Source organism: Prochlorococcus marinus XMU1419, from assembly GCF_017695955.1.
Lineage (GTDB): Bacteria > Cyanobacteriota > Cyanobacteriia > PCC-6307 > Cyanobiaceae > Prochlorococcus_A > Prochlorococcus_A marinus_AD.
In genome coordinates this window covers 323,573-338,026 of sequence record NZ_JAAORO010000002.1, presented here as the reverse complement: position 1 = coordinate 338,026, position 14,454 = coordinate 323,573, and the positions used below count along the sequence as shown (strand labels likewise).

General features: G+C 28.5%; 26 protein-coding genes. 11 read left to right on the top strand and 15 right to left on the bottom strand.

The annotated features are described in order from the left end of the window. Nucleotides 1-74 precede the first annotated feature (74 nt). Complete coding sequence (locus tag HA151_RS05560) at nucleotides 75-1,172, bottom strand: metal ABC transporter substrate-binding protein (RefSeq protein ID WP_209106485.1); 1,098 nt, start codon at nucleotides 1,170-1,172, stop codon at nucleotides 75-77. Nucleotides 1,173-1,300: 128 nt separating this feature from the next. Here HA151_RS05560 and HA151_RS05555 point away from each other — a divergent pair, with 128 nt between their 5' ends. Continuing rightward, nucleotides 1,301-2,071: an ABC transporter ATP-binding protein gene (locus HA151_RS05555; RefSeq protein ID WP_209106484.1), complete on the top strand. Its 771-nt coding sequence runs from the start codon at nucleotides 1,301-1,303 to the stop codon at nucleotides 2,069-2,071. Nucleotides 2,072-2,085: 14 nt separating this feature from the next. On the opposite strand, the gene HA151_RS05550 is transcribed toward HA151_RS05555, so the two are convergent. Next, complete coding sequence (locus tag HA151_RS05550) at nucleotides 2,086-2,520, bottom strand: Fur family transcriptional regulator (protein WP_209106483.1); 435 nt, start codon at nucleotides 2,518-2,520, stop codon at nucleotides 2,086-2,088. A gap of 17 nt (nucleotides 2,521-2,537) precedes the next feature. Here HA151_RS05550 and HA151_RS05545 point away from each other — a divergent pair, with 17 nt between their 5' ends. After that, entirely contained in the window at nucleotides 2,538-3,323 is a 786-nt protein-coding gene (locus HA151_RS05545) for a metal ABC transporter permease (RefSeq protein ID WP_209106482.1), read from the top strand. Here the strand turns inward: HA151_RS05545 and HA151_RS05540 are convergent, their stop codons facing one another. Both HA151_RS05540 and HA151_RS05535 read right to left on the bottom strand, forming a co-directional pair. Beyond that, a complete protein-coding gene (locus HA151_RS05540) occupies nucleotides 3,324-3,470 on the bottom strand; it encodes a hypothetical protein (protein WP_011863089.1) in 147 nt (48 codons plus the stop codon). Between the two features lie 84 nt (nucleotides 3,471-3,554). After that, nucleotides 3,555-3,803 carry a hypothetical protein gene (locus tag HA151_RS05535; RefSeq protein WP_011376589.1) on the bottom strand — a complete coding sequence of 83 codons (249 nt, stop codon included), beginning with the start codon at nucleotides 3,801-3,803 and terminating at the stop codon, nucleotides 3,555-3,557. An 861-nt stretch (nucleotides 3,804-4,664) separates the two neighbouring features. On the opposite strand from HA151_RS05535, the gene HA151_RS05530 reads away from it, so the two are divergent. Next, nucleotides 4,665-5,060 (top strand): DUF1499 domain-containing protein, encoded by a 396-nt coding sequence (locus HA151_RS05530; RefSeq protein ID WP_209106481.1) that lies wholly within the window; start codon nucleotides 4,665-4,667, stop codon nucleotides 5,058-5,060. 629 nt (nucleotides 5,061-5,689) lie between these two features. On the opposite strand, the gene HA151_RS05525 is transcribed toward HA151_RS05530, so the two are convergent. The 3 genes from HA151_RS05525 to HA151_RS05515 form a co-directional block, all read right to left on the bottom strand. Beyond that, nucleotides 5,690-6,097, bottom strand: coding sequence for an OsmC family protein (locus tag HA151_RS05525; protein WP_209106480.1), 408 nt, complete (start codon nucleotides 6,095-6,097; stop codon nucleotides 5,690-5,692). Between the two features lie 128 nt (nucleotides 6,098-6,225). Further along, on the bottom strand, nucleotides 6,226-6,468 hold the full coding sequence (locus HA151_RS05520; protein WP_209106479.1) for a hypothetical protein: 243 nt from the start codon (nucleotides 6,466-6,468) through the stop codon (nucleotides 6,226-6,228). Between the two features lie 281 nt (nucleotides 6,469-6,749). Further along, a complete protein-coding gene (locus HA151_RS05515) occupies nucleotides 6,750-6,956 on the bottom strand; it encodes a hypothetical protein (protein ID WP_025888502.1) in 207 nt (68 codons plus the stop codon). A gap of 179 nt (nucleotides 6,957-7,135) precedes the next feature. Here HA151_RS05515 and HA151_RS05510 point away from each other — a divergent pair, with 179 nt between their 5' ends. Both HA151_RS05510 and HA151_RS05505 read left to right on the top strand, forming a co-directional pair. Next, the gene (locus HA151_RS05510; protein WP_209106478.1) at nucleotides 7,136-7,510 is read left to right on the top strand and encodes a hypothetical protein; all 375 of its coding nucleotides are present in this window, start codon (nucleotides 7,136-7,138) and stop codon (nucleotides 7,508-7,510) included. Between the two features lie 97 nt (nucleotides 7,511-7,607). After that, complete coding sequence (locus HA151_RS05505; protein ID WP_011818555.1) at nucleotides 7,608-7,769, top strand: hypothetical protein; 162 nt, start codon at nucleotides 7,608-7,610, stop codon at nucleotides 7,767-7,769. Between the two features lie 18 nt (nucleotides 7,770-7,787). Here HA151_RS05505 and HA151_RS05500 read toward each other — a convergent pair whose 3' ends face one another. From HA151_RS05500 to HA151_RS05490, 3 genes are all read right to left on the bottom strand, one after another. Next, on the bottom strand, nucleotides 7,788-8,102 hold the full coding sequence (locus tag HA151_RS05500; RefSeq protein WP_025923302.1) for a hypothetical protein: 315 nt from the start codon (nucleotides 8,100-8,102) through the stop codon (nucleotides 7,788-7,790). A gap of 130 nt (nucleotides 8,103-8,232) precedes the next feature. Then, the gene (locus HA151_RS05495) at nucleotides 8,233-9,003 is read right to left on the bottom strand and encodes a PAP/fibrillin family protein (protein WP_209106477.1); all 771 of its coding nucleotides are present in this window, start codon (nucleotides 9,001-9,003) and stop codon (nucleotides 8,233-8,235) included. A gap of 85 nt (nucleotides 9,004-9,088) precedes the next feature. Further along, nucleotides 9,089-9,271, bottom strand: a complete 183-nt coding sequence (locus tag HA151_RS05490; protein WP_025888496.1) for a Nif11 family protein — start codon at nucleotides 9,269-9,271, stop codon at nucleotides 9,089-9,091. A gap of 239 nt (nucleotides 9,272-9,510) precedes the next feature. On the opposite strand from HA151_RS05490, the gene HA151_RS05485 reads away from it, so the two are divergent. The 4 genes from HA151_RS05485 (at nucleotide 9,511) to HA151_RS05470 (ending at nucleotide 10,750) form a co-directional block, all read left to right on the top strand. Further along, nucleotides 9,511-9,690, top strand: a complete 180-nt coding sequence (locus HA151_RS05485; RefSeq protein ID WP_025888492.1) for a hypothetical protein — start codon at nucleotides 9,511-9,513, stop codon at nucleotides 9,688-9,690. An 85-nt stretch (nucleotides 9,691-9,775) separates the two neighbouring features. Next, a complete protein-coding gene (locus HA151_RS05480; RefSeq protein WP_245151601.1) occupies nucleotides 9,776-9,961 on the top strand; it encodes a hypothetical protein in 186 nt (61 codons plus the stop codon). Then, nucleotides 9,962-10,264, top strand: a complete 303-nt coding sequence (locus tag HA151_RS05475) for a hypothetical protein (protein ID WP_209106475.1) — start codon at nucleotides 9,962-9,964, stop codon at nucleotides 10,262-10,264. Nucleotides 10,265-10,570: 306 nt separating this feature from the next. Next, nucleotides 10,571-10,750 (top strand): hypothetical protein, encoded by a 180-nt coding sequence (locus tag HA151_RS05470; protein WP_011818547.1) that lies wholly within the window; start codon nucleotides 10,571-10,573, stop codon nucleotides 10,748-10,750. Nucleotides 10,751-10,754: 4 nt separating this feature from the next. Here the strand turns inward: HA151_RS05470 and HA151_RS05465 are convergent, their stop codons facing one another. Both HA151_RS05465 and HA151_RS05460 read right to left on the bottom strand, forming a co-directional pair. After that, nucleotides 10,755-10,934 (bottom strand): hypothetical protein, encoded by a 180-nt coding sequence (locus tag HA151_RS05465; protein ID WP_209106474.1) that lies wholly within the window; start codon nucleotides 10,932-10,934, stop codon nucleotides 10,755-10,757. Between the two features lie 136 nt (nucleotides 10,935-11,070). Then, nucleotides 11,071-11,355: a DUF1330 domain-containing protein gene (locus tag HA151_RS05460; protein ID WP_209106473.1), complete on the bottom strand. Its 285-nt coding sequence runs from the start codon at nucleotides 11,353-11,355 to the stop codon at nucleotides 11,071-11,073. A 78-nt stretch (nucleotides 11,356-11,433) separates the two neighbouring features. On the opposite strand from HA151_RS05460, the gene HA151_RS05455 reads away from it, so the two are divergent. Both HA151_RS05455 and HA151_RS05450 read left to right on the top strand, forming a co-directional pair. Next, a complete protein-coding gene (locus HA151_RS05455; RefSeq protein ID WP_209106472.1) occupies nucleotides 11,434-11,976 on the top strand; it encodes a PAP/fibrillin family protein in 543 nt (180 codons plus the stop codon). Nucleotides 11,977-12,650: 674 nt separating this feature from the next. Continuing rightward, on the top strand, nucleotides 12,651-13,055 hold the full coding sequence (locus tag HA151_RS05450) for an MAPEG family protein (RefSeq protein WP_209106471.1): 405 nt from the start codon (nucleotides 12,651-12,653) through the stop codon (nucleotides 13,053-13,055). 5 nt (nucleotides 13,056-13,060) lie between these two features. Here the strand turns inward: HA151_RS05450 and HA151_RS05445 are convergent, their stop codons facing one another. The 3 genes from HA151_RS05445 to HA151_RS05435 are packed head-to-tail and all read right to left on the bottom strand — an operon-like array spanning nucleotide 13,061 to nucleotide 14,437. Further along, nucleotides 13,061-13,927: a restriction endonuclease gene (locus HA151_RS05445; protein WP_209106470.1), complete on the bottom strand. Its 867-nt coding sequence runs from the start codon at nucleotides 13,925-13,927 to the stop codon at nucleotides 13,061-13,063. Between the two features lie 20 nt (nucleotides 13,928-13,947). After that, nucleotides 13,948-14,199 (bottom strand): hypothetical protein, encoded by a 252-nt coding sequence (locus tag HA151_RS05440; RefSeq protein ID WP_011818540.1) that lies wholly within the window; start codon nucleotides 14,197-14,199, stop codon nucleotides 13,948-13,950. A gap of 40 nt (nucleotides 14,200-14,239) precedes the next feature. After that, a complete protein-coding gene (locus HA151_RS05435; RefSeq protein WP_209106469.1) occupies nucleotides 14,240-14,437 on the bottom strand; it encodes a hypothetical protein in 198 nt (65 codons plus the stop codon). Nucleotides 14,438-14,454 lie beyond the last annotated feature (17 nt).

The window sequence follows — 14,454 nt, the reverse complement described above, 5'->3', positions numbered from 1 at the left end:
TTTTAAAATGTAATACTAACCATCAATATAATAATCAAAAAATCGAAATGAAAACCATTTTTATCTATAAAATTTTATTGATTAAGTGATCCCCAGTTACTTGCTAAATCAAAACCTGTTGTCTCATCACATGAGCCACCAAGCTCATTGACGATAGTGCACGTGTTATGAACTGCCACATTGATAGTGTTTCCTTCCATCATCAGTCCATCGACAAAAATTTGATTAGAAGAGAGTGGGATAGAACTTTGCTTGCTTAAATTATTGACTAATTTTGAAGCAGGCTCTTGCTCCTTAAATATGACTTTGACATTTTCTTCCTTTAACTCATTTAAAACTTTTGATATGTTCTGAGGCCTCAGGCTAGATGAATGACCAAAGAAATCTAATAAGCTTATCGTTTCAAAACCAAATGCATTGCCATAGTAATCCATAGCTTTGTGTTTTGAGACAATTACACGATTTGAAGAAGGGATAGTAGATACTTGTTTAACAATCCATTTATCAAGATCTTCTAGTGTTTTGTCAAAAGTTTTGAATCTATTAGAGATAGCTTTGCGTAGTTTTCTTTCAGGCACATTTTTTTTAAGACTTTTTGATACGACTTCACCCATCTTGATGATGTTATGAGGATCATGCCAGACATGTGGATCCACGCCTCCGTGATCATGATGGTCGTGGTCATCATGGTCATCATGTTTCTTTGCTGAGTGTCCATGATCGTCGAGGTCATCATGGTCGTCTTGTTTCTTTTCTGAGTGTCCATGATCGTCGTGGTTATCATGGTCACTATGATCGTCAATATCAATTGCGCTTACGCCTAAAACAACAGTGCTATCTCTCTTCACCCAATTCCTCATTGCGGGTGTCATTTCTGTCCCTAAAGTAAAAACTTTATCTGCCTTTTTTAATAATCTTGCCTGTTTTGGAGAAATTTTTAAATCATGAACATCTTGTTTTCTATCTACTAGACATATAACTTCATCGGAAGGGAGTGCTATAGATTTAACGATATCGCAGGTAAGAGGCTCAACTGCTACATAGTTTTTACTTTCAGCAAAGGCACCGTTTGTATTTATTGAGAATAATGCCGCACTAGCGATAAGTGAATTTCGGATAGATACTTTTTTATGAGATATATAGCTTGAAAAAATTCTCTTAAAAATTGACATAAAAAAATGAATGTTATTTTAAAATGATAATCATTTTCATTTTTATATGCAAGTTTAGGTATAAAATGTTTTTAAAGTAAATTATTTTCCATAATTAAAATATTATGGGGTTGTAAGTTCAAGCATTAATGTCACTACTAGTAGCTGAAAATTTATCTTATTCGTATGCAAAAAATGTAAGCCCGGCTATAAGTAAAGTTTCCATAAAAGTTGAACCAGGTACATTAACTGCTCTAGTAGGACCAAACGGAGCTGGCAAATCTACTCTTTTAAGAATATTGCAGGGACAATGTATTCCTGATAATGGCCAGATAACAATTGACGGGGAGAAGTTAATTAGACAAAGATCTCAGGTGGCACTCATGCCACAAAGAAGCTCTATGAATTGGAAATTTCCAATAACTGTAGAAAAACTAGTTTCATTAGGACAAATAAAATACTCAAAATCAAAAAGTAGTAGTCCTTTTCAAATAAAAGCTCTTCTTGCCAACCCTAATGCATGGATAAATAAATGCTGTGAATTGGAGGCCACATTGCAAAGAGTCGGCATTGCAAATATTGCTAAAAGAAGGCTTGATTCTTTATCTGGTGGACAACAACAAAGAGCTCTATTAGCCAAAACATTAATGTCTCCAGCAAAAATTTTCCTTCTTGATGAACCTTGTGCAGCCTTAGATCCACCTGCAAAGGAGGATTTTCTAAAAATTGTTCGTCAACTTGCTGATGCTGGTCTTTCTTTAATGGTGAGCAGTCATGATTGGGGTACCTCGTTAAATAGTTATGATCAAGTTATTGTTTTGGATAAAGCTGTATTGGCCTGTGGAAGCCCTGATTCCATAAAAGATAAATTAGAGGATATAAATATCAGCTCTATTGAGGATAATAATTGTTGTGATTAAAAAAATATTTAGTTTTAACTTTGTGCTTGATAGCAGTTCTGGCAAAGTCCGAAATACTCCAGGGTATGAAACAACAATTGAAATTTCTTTGGATTTGTTTTGGGTGTATGAATATCTTTTACAGGGCACCCTTCCATTTTTGAGGTCTCACCACATTGAACACATGTCAAATGATGAATGTCTCTATCTACGGGAGTGTAAAGAACCTCTCCTGTTGGGAGATGTCTAGAACGTATTAAACCATGCTTTATAAGAACTTGAAGATTCCTGTATACAGTTGTCAGTCCCATAACTTTTCCGCTTTCAATCAATTGTCTATGCAACTCTTGACCGCTCAGTTCATCTTCACATTTATTAAGTTCTTCAAGAAGTTGTTCTTGTCTTTTGGTAATGTCAGGCTTAGTTACCATTGTTTCCGAAATCTTTTTTTGTCCCGTATTTTTGATCATACCGAATCAATAGATTAATGTCTTTTATTAGTAGCAGTTGGTGGCTTGTTCCTTTAATAATAACTATTTTTTCAGGAATTCTATGTCCAGCTATGGGAACTGTATTAATAACCCATAGGAGATTACTTCAAGTAAATTTAATCTCACATTGTGTTTTGCCTGGACTTGCTTTAGCCTTAGCGCTTGGAATTCATCCTTCAATTGGTGGGGTTATCAGTGGTCTTTTAGGTTCTGTAATTGCGGAAAGTTTAACTAATAAAAAGAGTGAAAACTATGAAGCAATAATGAACACAATATTAGCCGGAATGCTTGGGTTTGGAGTCCTTATAATACCTTTACTTGGAATAAGGATCGATTTGGAGGCAGTATTATTTGGCGATTTATTGACAGCAAATTTTGGAGATTTACTTAGAACAATAATTGCTTTTTTAGTATTTATACTTTTAATGACTTTTGGATATGAAAAGGTTGTTTATGTGGGAATGGATCCAGAAGGAGCATCCGCGAGTGGTATAAACGTTTCTTTATTAAATCTTGCTTTGAGTTTTACAACAGCATTAGTAATTGTTAGTTCAATGTCAGCAGTGGGAGTAATTCTTGTTATTGCTCTTCTTTCTACCCCAACTCTGTTAGGGCTAAATAAAGCTCATAGTTTAAGAATTGCAATGATGAGGTCTTCATTTTTTGGATTATGTATCTCACTTCTGGGCTTTATTCTCTCTATAGTTTTTAATCTTTCGCCTGGTCCTGCAATTAGTGTTATTTGTGTTGCATCTCTTTTGATTCCTAAACTTCGCAAATAATTAAATCTTAAATGTCCAATCAGAGTTCAATGCTTGAGCTTCTGGATTGTTTTTTAAAGCTACTTCCATAGCCTCTTTTTTGTTATTTGCTATAACAACTTCATCAAATTCCTTTCCATTTTTTTTGAGACTTACTTTGAAACGCATAAAAATTATTCTAATTATTCAAAAGTTAACCACTAGGCAACTAGATTTAAATACTTTTAAAAGTTAATTGATGAAATAGAAACTTTAGTTATTTTGAAGTTTTTCTACTACAGATTCTTTCTCAATCTTTGCTACATCCTGTAATCCATTAGCATCAAACCAAGGAGCGTTTTCCCAATTAAATCCTTCCCCAAAAGTATTATCCGGAGCAGCTACGTACCAGTGACATGATGAATCGGGAACATCTACAGCACATTTTGACCAGTCAGCTTCCCATTGTGGAACTTGTACCCACATCACAGATGCTAATAAAAAAGAAAAAATAAAATTCATAATTATCGGTTAGCAAAATTTTGAAAGATTTTTTTCACATTCTTTCTTTCTTTTCTTCCAATAATTCTCAAGTATTTGATATTTATGCTTATTTTTGAATTGACTTAAATGAATATTATTCTGATCAAGAACTGAAGTATTTTTGATTTTCATGACTCAAGCTGTCTGTGTAGAACATATTTAAGACATTTTGTAGATTTTTTGAAGTGAATTTATACTTAATTTCTGTCTTACTTTTGTGTAGGTAAGTATTTTTCGGGATTATTTTCAATATAAGTAAGCGAATATTTAACAACACCCACTATTACTGAAAAAAGAGCAATTGCTAAAATAATAAAAATGATTTTTTTGTAAATGCTTTTCATAAATTTTTTATGTTTTTGTTTTGATTATTCTTTTCACAAATGCCCAATTTTTCTGAAAGATTTAAATAATTAGTAATTTATACTGTAGCCTTTTAAATTACCTACGGAGTAGATTAAACACATCAGAAACTCCTCACACACTTTTTTCTGATAACTTTAAAAGTACTCGACCTCCATGTTTGAGTACTTTTTGTATTTTTGCCATGTGACAGTTAAGATAGAGGCCTACAAAGCATTACATAATTTGAATTTGGGTGTGATATTAAAGTTGTGTGTAGGAGGAATTAATTTATTTCAGTGGAAACAAGGAAACACTTGATATAAATTAATTTTTAAAAGATCTCTCTTCGAGGGATCTTTTTTTTTGTGAATTATTAGAAATACATAATAAATTCTGAATATAAAAACACATATGCTTTCTTCCAAAATAATTAGGTCCTCATTACAAATTAATAATTAAATTCGTTAGATTATAAGTCATTAAATTCATCTGTTAATGCAAATACTTTTTATAGCAATTTTAATTTGTTCAAGCTTTTTATTCCCTTCTTCATCATTTGCCTCTCATATAGAACTAAAACCTTGTGTAGAGATTGCTCATTGTGTAAGAGAAGAATGGGAGGTAAACAATATTGAGAAACCTTTTGAAGAGATTAAAACATTTATCAAAAACACTCCAAGAACTGAGATTGTAGAAATCGATGGCGATTATCTTCATGCTGAGGCAACCAGTAAATGGATGAAGTATGTAGACGACTTAGAAGTATCCTTTCTACCTGAATCAAACATCTTATCAATAAGATCAGAATCAAGAGTTGGAGAAAGTGATTTGGGAGTGAATCAAAAAAGAGTTGATTTACTAAAATCGAAAATGTTTGAAGATAAAAAGTAAAAAAAAATAATTTATTTTTATTGTTTTTTGTATAACTTTTCCATTTTAAAAAAAAATTAGCAGATAAAAAAGTGATAATTGTCATCATGCCTTGATAATGGCAAATTTATTAGATTTTCTCTAAAAAGATGATCATAAATTTTATATATTTATTGTTATCTAGTTTTGTTTTTTTCTGGTTTTATATAAACATTAAAAAAAATGGACTTAAATGGATAATCAAAGGTCTTTTTCAAATTGGAATATTGGTATTATTCATTGGAGGGTTTTTCAAAATATTTCTCACCTTACCCCCTAATTTATTAATAAAAATATTTTTTCTTATTATTTATACATGGTTCACTGTTGGAATAAATGTCAATTTCATGATCCCTTTGATTAGTTTAATTGATCAAAAAATAGTGAAAAAATAAAACTAAAATATGCCTTAATTGTCAGTACAAAAATAAATATATTTCCTTAATCTACAATATTAAAATTTATAAGATTTATTTTTTTCCTTTTGAAAGTCTTTTTCTTGTATACCTAGTCTTTAAGGCCAAGTCAGTCATAATGTATATTCCAAATAAAAGAATGACTATTCCAATAAAGTATTTCATTATTTTTTATGTAATTACTATGTTTGAGATTTATTTATTATGCCAACTAATTTTAATATCTATTTCTTGAGATAAATTTCTTGTAACTGGACATTCTTTGGAAGCTTTTTTCAAAAAATTTATAGTTTCATTAGAGGTGCTCTCTGGGATAAAAATATCTATTATTAGTTCTTTTATCTTCCTCTCGCTATTTTGTGTCATTACTTTTTCAATATTCAAATATATATCTTTCAAATCAAATCCTTTCGATTTAGCTTTGATTGCCATAATGGTTAGCAGGCAAGTACCTAGAGAGGTCGCTAATAAATCAGTTGGGGAAAAACTTTCACCTTTACCGCAGTGATCTAAAGGTGCATCAGTTCTAATAAGACTTCCAGATTGTAGATGAATAGCCTCACAGTTTAAATTTCCTAAATAAGAACATTTAACTTTAGTCATATTAAAAAATTAAATTAGGAAAATATTATTAATAAAAAATTATGGAACATAACAAGATTATTGATGAGAAATTTTTTTATTTGCATATTAGTGGAGTATTAAAGAAATTCATCATGCAAGTTTTGAAATCAGTTTTTATATCCATATTCCCCTAAGCAATACTCAATTAATTCAATTGATTTATTTAGAGTTCTTTTATTTTTATTTTCTAGATCGAAGCATTCATTTAGAACACGTATAGATTCATTTAAGAATGATTCTTCTTTATTTTTTAAATCTTTAACTTGACTTATATAAATTAATTTTTTAATCCCAATAAGGGAAAATATGATTATTGATATTGTAAAAATTGCTATTTTAAATTTATTCATACAATTAGTTATTACAAATATTTTAATTTACTTAATATCTAAAAACTTTACATAGCTTATAGAACTAAGTAATTACATATGTAGCTGCTGTTATTGCTATGGCAGTAATTGAAATGAAGATGTATGGAACAACCTTTAAAGGTATATATAGATTATTTTTAGACATAACTAGAACTTTTATACAAATAATTACATTCCCTTTAAACTTTATAAGTCTTCAAATATACAAATTAATTTTCTTTGTATAAATTCAATCCTTTTAAAGATTAACAAATTTATATTCATTGAATTTTCATTAAATAAAGTATCTCTAAATCTTGTCTTGAGTCCGATATTTTTCTTTTTAAAAAGATTAATTCTTCTTGGCTCATTTTTGATTCTTTTATCATCAATTCTGCTTGTTCAATAGCATGTTCTATATTTCTAATTTTAATATCTCTTATTGAGGGATCATCTTTACATGCTTTTTTAGTATTTGCATCTAACATATGTACGAAAATATCACCTTGAATATAATCTAATTTAAAACTTCATTATGCTACAACCGCAAATTTAATTAAAATAAATTATTATATAATTAAGAACTTTAACCTTAGCTAACCCTCTCTTCAATTGATCGAGTGGGTTTTTTTTATGGTGTAATATACTCCTAGCATTTACTATTAATTTGGAAGATTCAAAACTTAATCCTGAGGAAAATAATTCAATCGAATCGTCCCCCAATTTGAATGAAGACAATAAAGATCTTAATGAGGGGAATAAAAAAGAAGAAAATGTTAGGGCATTTACAGAATTTCTAGAGAAAGCAAGTAATCAAGATTCTTTAGAAGAAAAAGTAAAACTTGATTCTGAGCAACAAAAACTAAAAATTGACAAATCACTTTTTAAAAGATTTCTTAATAATGGATTTGATGGCATTTCAACTAATCCAAACTATAAAATGTTGGCATTATTAATAGTCCTTTTAATTAATCTCTCTCTATTTTTTGTAATTGGCAATATGGGTAAAGCGTTTTTAAGAAATGCAGGAATTATGGGTTAAAAATTATTTATTTCTTTTTGGATATTCATCTTTACAATTTTGATTCTTCAAATGAAACTGTGATATTTTCTTGTCAAATTAATATTTAAAAAAAAATTTGGATAATAAAGAGCCAGAAAATCCAGTCGTTTATCTTTCTAATTTAGTCAAAAAATTAGATGTAAAAAACAGAAATGGTTTAGTAGCCTTAGCAATAGTAAACCTTTTAGTGATTCTTTTATTTAAATTTTATTTGAAAGGATCAGGATTATTATCTTGAATTTAACTACTGGTAGTATTATTCAGCATTCTCAAATTGTTTTGCTAATCTAAATGCCTTCTTAATTATTAGAAAGCCACCATATGCTCCCGCCAGTAAAGGTAATACTATTAAAGGGTTAGGGGAATAATTTGAATAATTTTTCACACCCTCAACATATTCATAACCTGAACATTTAAGAAAGATAAAGCTAAAAAATGTGATACTCCAACCAATGATTGATAAAAAGCCACCTTTTTTATCTCCTTCGTAGAATCTGTCTAGACCTAAGCCCCAACCTCCTATTAGGAATATTCCTCTAACAACTGAATTTTTTTCTTGATTTCTAAGCATAATAAAAAATGTTCATTATGAACATAACCTATTTGTATTTAAGATGTGAGATTTTTTTATTAATTAATCTTTAAAATAAATTTTTTAATGGTTTTTTCTATAAACTACAAAATTATTATTCAGTGTTTAATTAATCATTTGCGATTGTATTTGAATTCAACAAGGAAATTGAAGGCCTTATATAAATAAAAATAGACCCATACATATCCTGCATAATTCTCATTTCATCGTCTAAATATACAATTTTAACCTGGCAATTTGGCGATTCTTTATTCCAGGGTAACTTATTCCATACCTCTTTAACTGGATACCATCTATCCATAAGTAATTCACTAAATAATGGAATCTTATTAAGTCCATCAACTTTGGAAACTTTTGTCTGTTGTAAGTTCATATTAAGTAAGTTATTTCTTAAAACTAAATCACTTGCTAGGGTTATTACTCTTCCACCAAAAGTAGGCAATAGTTTGAACCAACCTAATATAGGAATAGTTGTGAGCCCAAATATTGTAGTGTCAAAAGTAGATATAAATTCTTTTTTTTCAAAATCAATATTTTGAGCAATTCTCCCAATAGTTGATATGCCAAAGGATCCTACTTGCAATTGATGTAATTTAAAAAAAAGATTACTTTTAAATTCATCATTTAATGCCTTTTCAATAGCAAGGAAGAAAGGAGAACTTCGAAATAATTCAACATTAGAAAAAATTAATTCCCACTCTCCAGACAATAATTTTTCTGATATTTCAAAACTAATGTCTTTAAGAGCATCAATCAATTCATCCATTTCATTAGCTTTTTCCTCATACATAGGAGAAATTAATTTATTTAATCTTTGCCCTCTATCTGTAACAGCAGCTATTTTATATATATTTGACTTTATCTCTCCAATTTCTTTCATAACTCCAATACAAGAAATACTAATTTATCTTAGGAATTTAATTTGATGTTGATGGCAATTTTAATAATGCTGGTAATAAAATCAATTAATATTCTCCCCACCTTTTACCAATATCAAAACCCCATTCAGTGGTTAATTTAATTACTTCATCATGATTCTTGCATTTTGAAAGGGATAATTTTTTACTAGGATTATTTTTTATTAACTCAGCAATTTGATTAAGTTGCTCTATTTTTTTTAGAAAATTACTTAGATCTTTATCTGACATTTATCTAGGAAGTAAATTTTTGATCATAAGTAAATATGTAATAAAGAACCCAGGCAACACCAATAATAAGAATTGCAATCATTATATTTACTGACCAAACTACTTCTATCATGTAATTTTTTTTTATATATTTTTAATATATCCAAAATTTAAACTAAATTAACCGTTAATAATTTAAATCTAGAACAATACACTACTACTAATAGGTATATAGAATAGTCATAAATAGTTTGAAAATCATGGGAGAAGCTAAGAGAAGGGAAGAGTTAGGCTTACCACCTAGAGAAAAGAAAAAGGAAAAACAAACATCGAAAAATCAACTAAACAAAATTTTAAATAAATATCCTTATTTACCTTTCATTTTAGGTTTTTCATTACTAGCAATATTAATTATCGATTTAGTTAACTACTACAAATAGATATATAAAAAGGGGATACTTTTAGCAGAAGAGAAGATTATCTTCGCAATTGCGAAATTATTTTTCCATAATAAAAATAAAACTCATGAAACCGATTAACACCTCATGCGCCTTGATTTTAGGGGTACTAACATTGTTTTCAATATCTAATGCAAATGCTGGTGGCTGCAGTTCTCATAATGAGAAGAAGGCAGAAATTGAATGCTTGTCTGAAGATAAAAAATGTATAGAAGCGAAAAAAAAAGAATCACTATACAAAGTTGAGGCCTAAATGTTTGATAATCTTGGAACTGCTCTAGTACAGGCATTAGGCTTCTTTGCTGTTTTTGGTTTTTTTGTATATCAAACTTTATTTGCAGATAGCAAACCCAAAAATTTAAAATCAAACCCTAAAAAAACAAAGATTTCCGACAAAAAAGAATCAATTAAAAAAGAACCTAAAAAAGGCTTATTTAACAGAAAATCTAAATCTGTTGAAGAGAATTTAACAGTCCCAAAAAAAGGATTATTTGGGAGAAAAAAAGAAGTTATTAAAGAAGAGATTAAACCAAAGAAAAAAGGTTGGTTTAAATAAGTAAAGGTACTTATACTCTTTTTTGATATCTTTTATACAAAAACTTTTTTTAGTAACTTTATAATTTAAAGAAGATAAATTTAAAAATGAACCATAGAGAAATCACAAAAAAATATAGCGAGTTACTTAACAAGGCTGAGTTTGCGACTGGCCGTAAGGAAGTTGTAGGTCTTTTAAAAAAAGCTGCCAAATTGAAATCTCAGATTGAAATAAATTATTAGATCTTAAAATTAGTTTAATTCTAAATGTAAAAAATTTTTTTAAATAAGTTTTTACATGAGATAATCTGCTTATATTATTTTTCTTATGAATAAAAAAGGTTATACAACCGAGAGCGGTGGTAGACAAAATGGTTTTGCAATTGAACCAGAAATTAACCCCATATCAGAAGGCGAATCAAAGAAATCCATATTTTTATTTATTGGAATATTATTGCCTTTTCTAATAGGCGGTTTTTATTATTTAAGGACTTTGAATATATTCTGATATTTTATAAGTCATTTTTAGCAATATATTCTTCTGAACTAATTATATCTTGCATTAAGCTGTCAGATGAAGGATTAAAGCCATTTTGCTCTAGAAAAGATTTAACCTTTTCAAATTTTTGTTGAATTTTTTTTGTATATGGAGTTGTCATCAAATAATCATCTTTTTCTGTTGAATAGTTCATTTGATTAACGGATTACTTTTACATTTAAATTTTGCAAAATATACGATTGCTAGTGAAGTTATAAATATTACATAAATAATTTAATAGTAATAAATACCTATAAGTTGTTTGTGTGAAATTGCTCTTGGTTTATTTTTTAAAGAGTACTTATAGTAACTAGCTCCATTAAATCTCTGGACTGCAGATATTTTTGAAATACTTCAGAATAAAAAACTTTTTTAGCAGCAAATTTTGATTCGAATTCTATTACTAATCCAAGCTGTCCTCCATCCCATTCATTTGAAGTTGATTCTTGTATCAAATCTCTTTTTACTATTACTCCTCCCACAGATTTAATCCAAGGCAATACTGTCCTTATATATTCCAGAAACAAATCAGCATTTGGAATTGAAATTTTCTTTAGCCAATAGCTCTTTGTCATCAAATCAACATATTCTGGGTAGAATATAGCACATGGAGTTAAGTATTTATCCTTAGCTATATACACAGCGGTTATCAAATGGAATCCGAAGACGATTTATTAAATTTACTTCTTAAATCTCCAAATTCAGAGAGTATAAAGACAGTTGCCGAAAAACTTGAAATTGATCATAATTTTTCCTTTAGCAATGATAGAAATGATTTAAAGGGTGTTTGGGAGCTTAGGTGGAGTAGTTCTAAAAGTCCTTTTTTAAAATATTCTCCTTTTATTGATAATCTTCAAATTCTTGATCCCTTTAATTTAAATGGTCTTAATTTACTTAAACCTAGAGGAATAAAATCAATAATTGGAACTGCTATTTTAATAAGACTTTATTACATAAATGAAAAAAAAATTGGGGTCAAATTTACACATGCTGGTGTTATTGGTCCTAAATTTGGAAGAAAAAATATAAAGGCTGTCAAAGAAATAAATAATGAACAATTAGGGTGGTTAGAGATAACTTATTTAAGTAATAAGCTTAGAATCTGCAGAGGTGATAAAGGAACTTTATTTGTTTTAAGAAAAATAAATTCGCCGACTTTATTCAAGAATTTTAAGGAATTTATTAAAATCTATTAAAAATTTAAATTAATTCTTTATCCAAATAGACTTTAAAACGAAATAAATTGGAAAATATTTAAAAGATTCTTTAGGTATTTCATAACTTAAAAATTTTAGTGCTTCTTCTAACCAGTAACCTATATCAAATCCTAAAAGAATTTTTTCTAAAACAAACCAAAATTCCTTATCAAATATAAATCTGAAGTTTAAGTAAATATATTCCCAATGAAAGGTATTCCAATATTGGGTTAAAAAAGAGGACAAAATAAGCCAAAATGATATAAATAAAAAACTTTTAAGAAATTTATAAATTTTTTTCATATACCAACAACTATTTATTGAATTTCAAATATCCCTTATTATTATTAGGATCAAATTTTATTTCTATGAAATATATCCAAAAAGATATAAAAATATTATGAAAATAATAAATTTTCGTGGCATTAATAATCTATTCTTCTTTTTTTAGATTCTGTGCTTTTAGATTTTTATTCTTAAGAAAAAAACCAAAAAACAGAAAAGCAGAATATATTAGTAAACTTATGCCAAAAATTAAGACTATCTTTGCAATATCCATAAATGACTTTTTAGTATAAATTACCGCATTTTTTAAGAAGTTTTATTTTCGGCAATGATTTTTTATTTATCACGATAACGAGCTTCAATTATTAAGCTGGTAATATTTAAATCATATGCAAGTAGCTTTTGCCTGGAGCCTTTGTCTATCAGTTGGTGTAGTTTTATTATCTATTATTCCACTAACTATAGGGAGGGTTAAAGCCGGATATTCTGTTGAAAATATGTCTGCCCCAAGGGCTTTATTCGATGAATTGCCTTCTTTTGGTAAAAGAGCAGTTTGGTGTCATCAAAATTGTTGGGAAAGTATTTCCCTGCATGCTCCGGCATGTCTTCTTTGTTTGGTTACTTTAACTGACTCAAATATTGCAATAACTGCAGCATTGATTCATCCTGTTTTTCGTTTCTTGTATATTGGTGCTTATGTGTTTAATATCCCAACTGCTAGAGGTTTAATGTGGGCCTTAGGGATTTTTACAACACTTTTGCTGTACAAAGAGGGTTTAACACAATTGATATAAAATATTCAAGCAATAAACTTTTCTAAATCTTTCAATTGATATTCATTGATTAGTTTCACTTTATTTGATTTTGCCAGTTGTTGGGCAGACTTTGTAAAACCAGATTTTGAGACTATTATTGCATGTGTACCCTTCCAAAATAATTTACCAGCTGAAATTTCCTGAACTGCTTTATTTCCAATAGCTTTTTCATGATCTTTGCATTGAATACATATTCTTAAATCATTTATTGACGCAATTATGTCAACACCTTGATCTCCTGTATTTGGTGTTTCTTTGACTTCCCAACCATTTTGTTTGAGAATTTCCATACAATGATTTTCAAATCTAATACCTTTTTTGTAGTTTTCCTTGTTTTTATTTGAGTAATTTCTTTCTATTAGGTTTAAGCATGATTTCTCTATTTGACTTGCGATGAAAACAAACCAATCTTCAGTTTCGAGCTTTCTAATCGATCCAATAATCTCATCATCAATAGTAGGATTTATATCACAATAAGATCTCCACTTTTCGAAAAATAATTCTATACTTCCAAATTTTTTTAAAATTACTTTTTCCCAAAAGTATGGAATTCCCTCTTTAAAACGCTTAGATCCATTTAATATATTTTTCTCTATAGCTTTTTCATCAAGAGGTGGATTGCCAATCCATTTTTTATAATCCTCGTTACCGTAGGGATCTATTTCCCTTAATCTAATCCTTTCCTCTAACAAATTGTATTTGTTTTCTTCTATTAAATAATTAATTGTTTGAATAAAGAAATTAGAATTTAAGGCTTTATTTAATTTGAACTTTTTCTTTTTAATTTGATAATTCCTTACAATTATATAAATTAAAAAAATGGTAAAAATAATTAAAATAAAAATTTTCATTAACGATTTTTATTTTCAATCTAAAAAGTTTTTGTTTTTCTAATAACAAAATTGTTTTTTGTTATTACTGAAGATTCATTTACTTCAAACCCATTAATTGCTGATATTTCTCCTTTTATGCCTTCTAATGTTAATTGCTCGATAATGCCTTTTATTACTTCATCCTCGACTAATTTCCTATCAATCCTTTCGGGTGTAATATCAGTAAGCCATTTTGAGGTCTTTTTTTTTACAACTTCTGTAGGGTTAGTTATTTTTAAGTAGATAGCCATTTTTTTAGTTATTCAGTTGAATTATAAGCATTAAATCTTCTTAACTATTATTATTGTCATTACTTTCCCATTCAAGAAATTGAAAAACAAAAATTGCAAAGATAGAGAAAAATACTATAAACAACCCTAACCATCCTAAGAATTTGTGCTCTGTAAAAAGATTTGTAAGCATTGATTTTTCTTGATATCTTGATTCCATTTCATATTGGTAAGAGTCAATAACTTGAAATATATTCATGATTAAAAATTTAATAA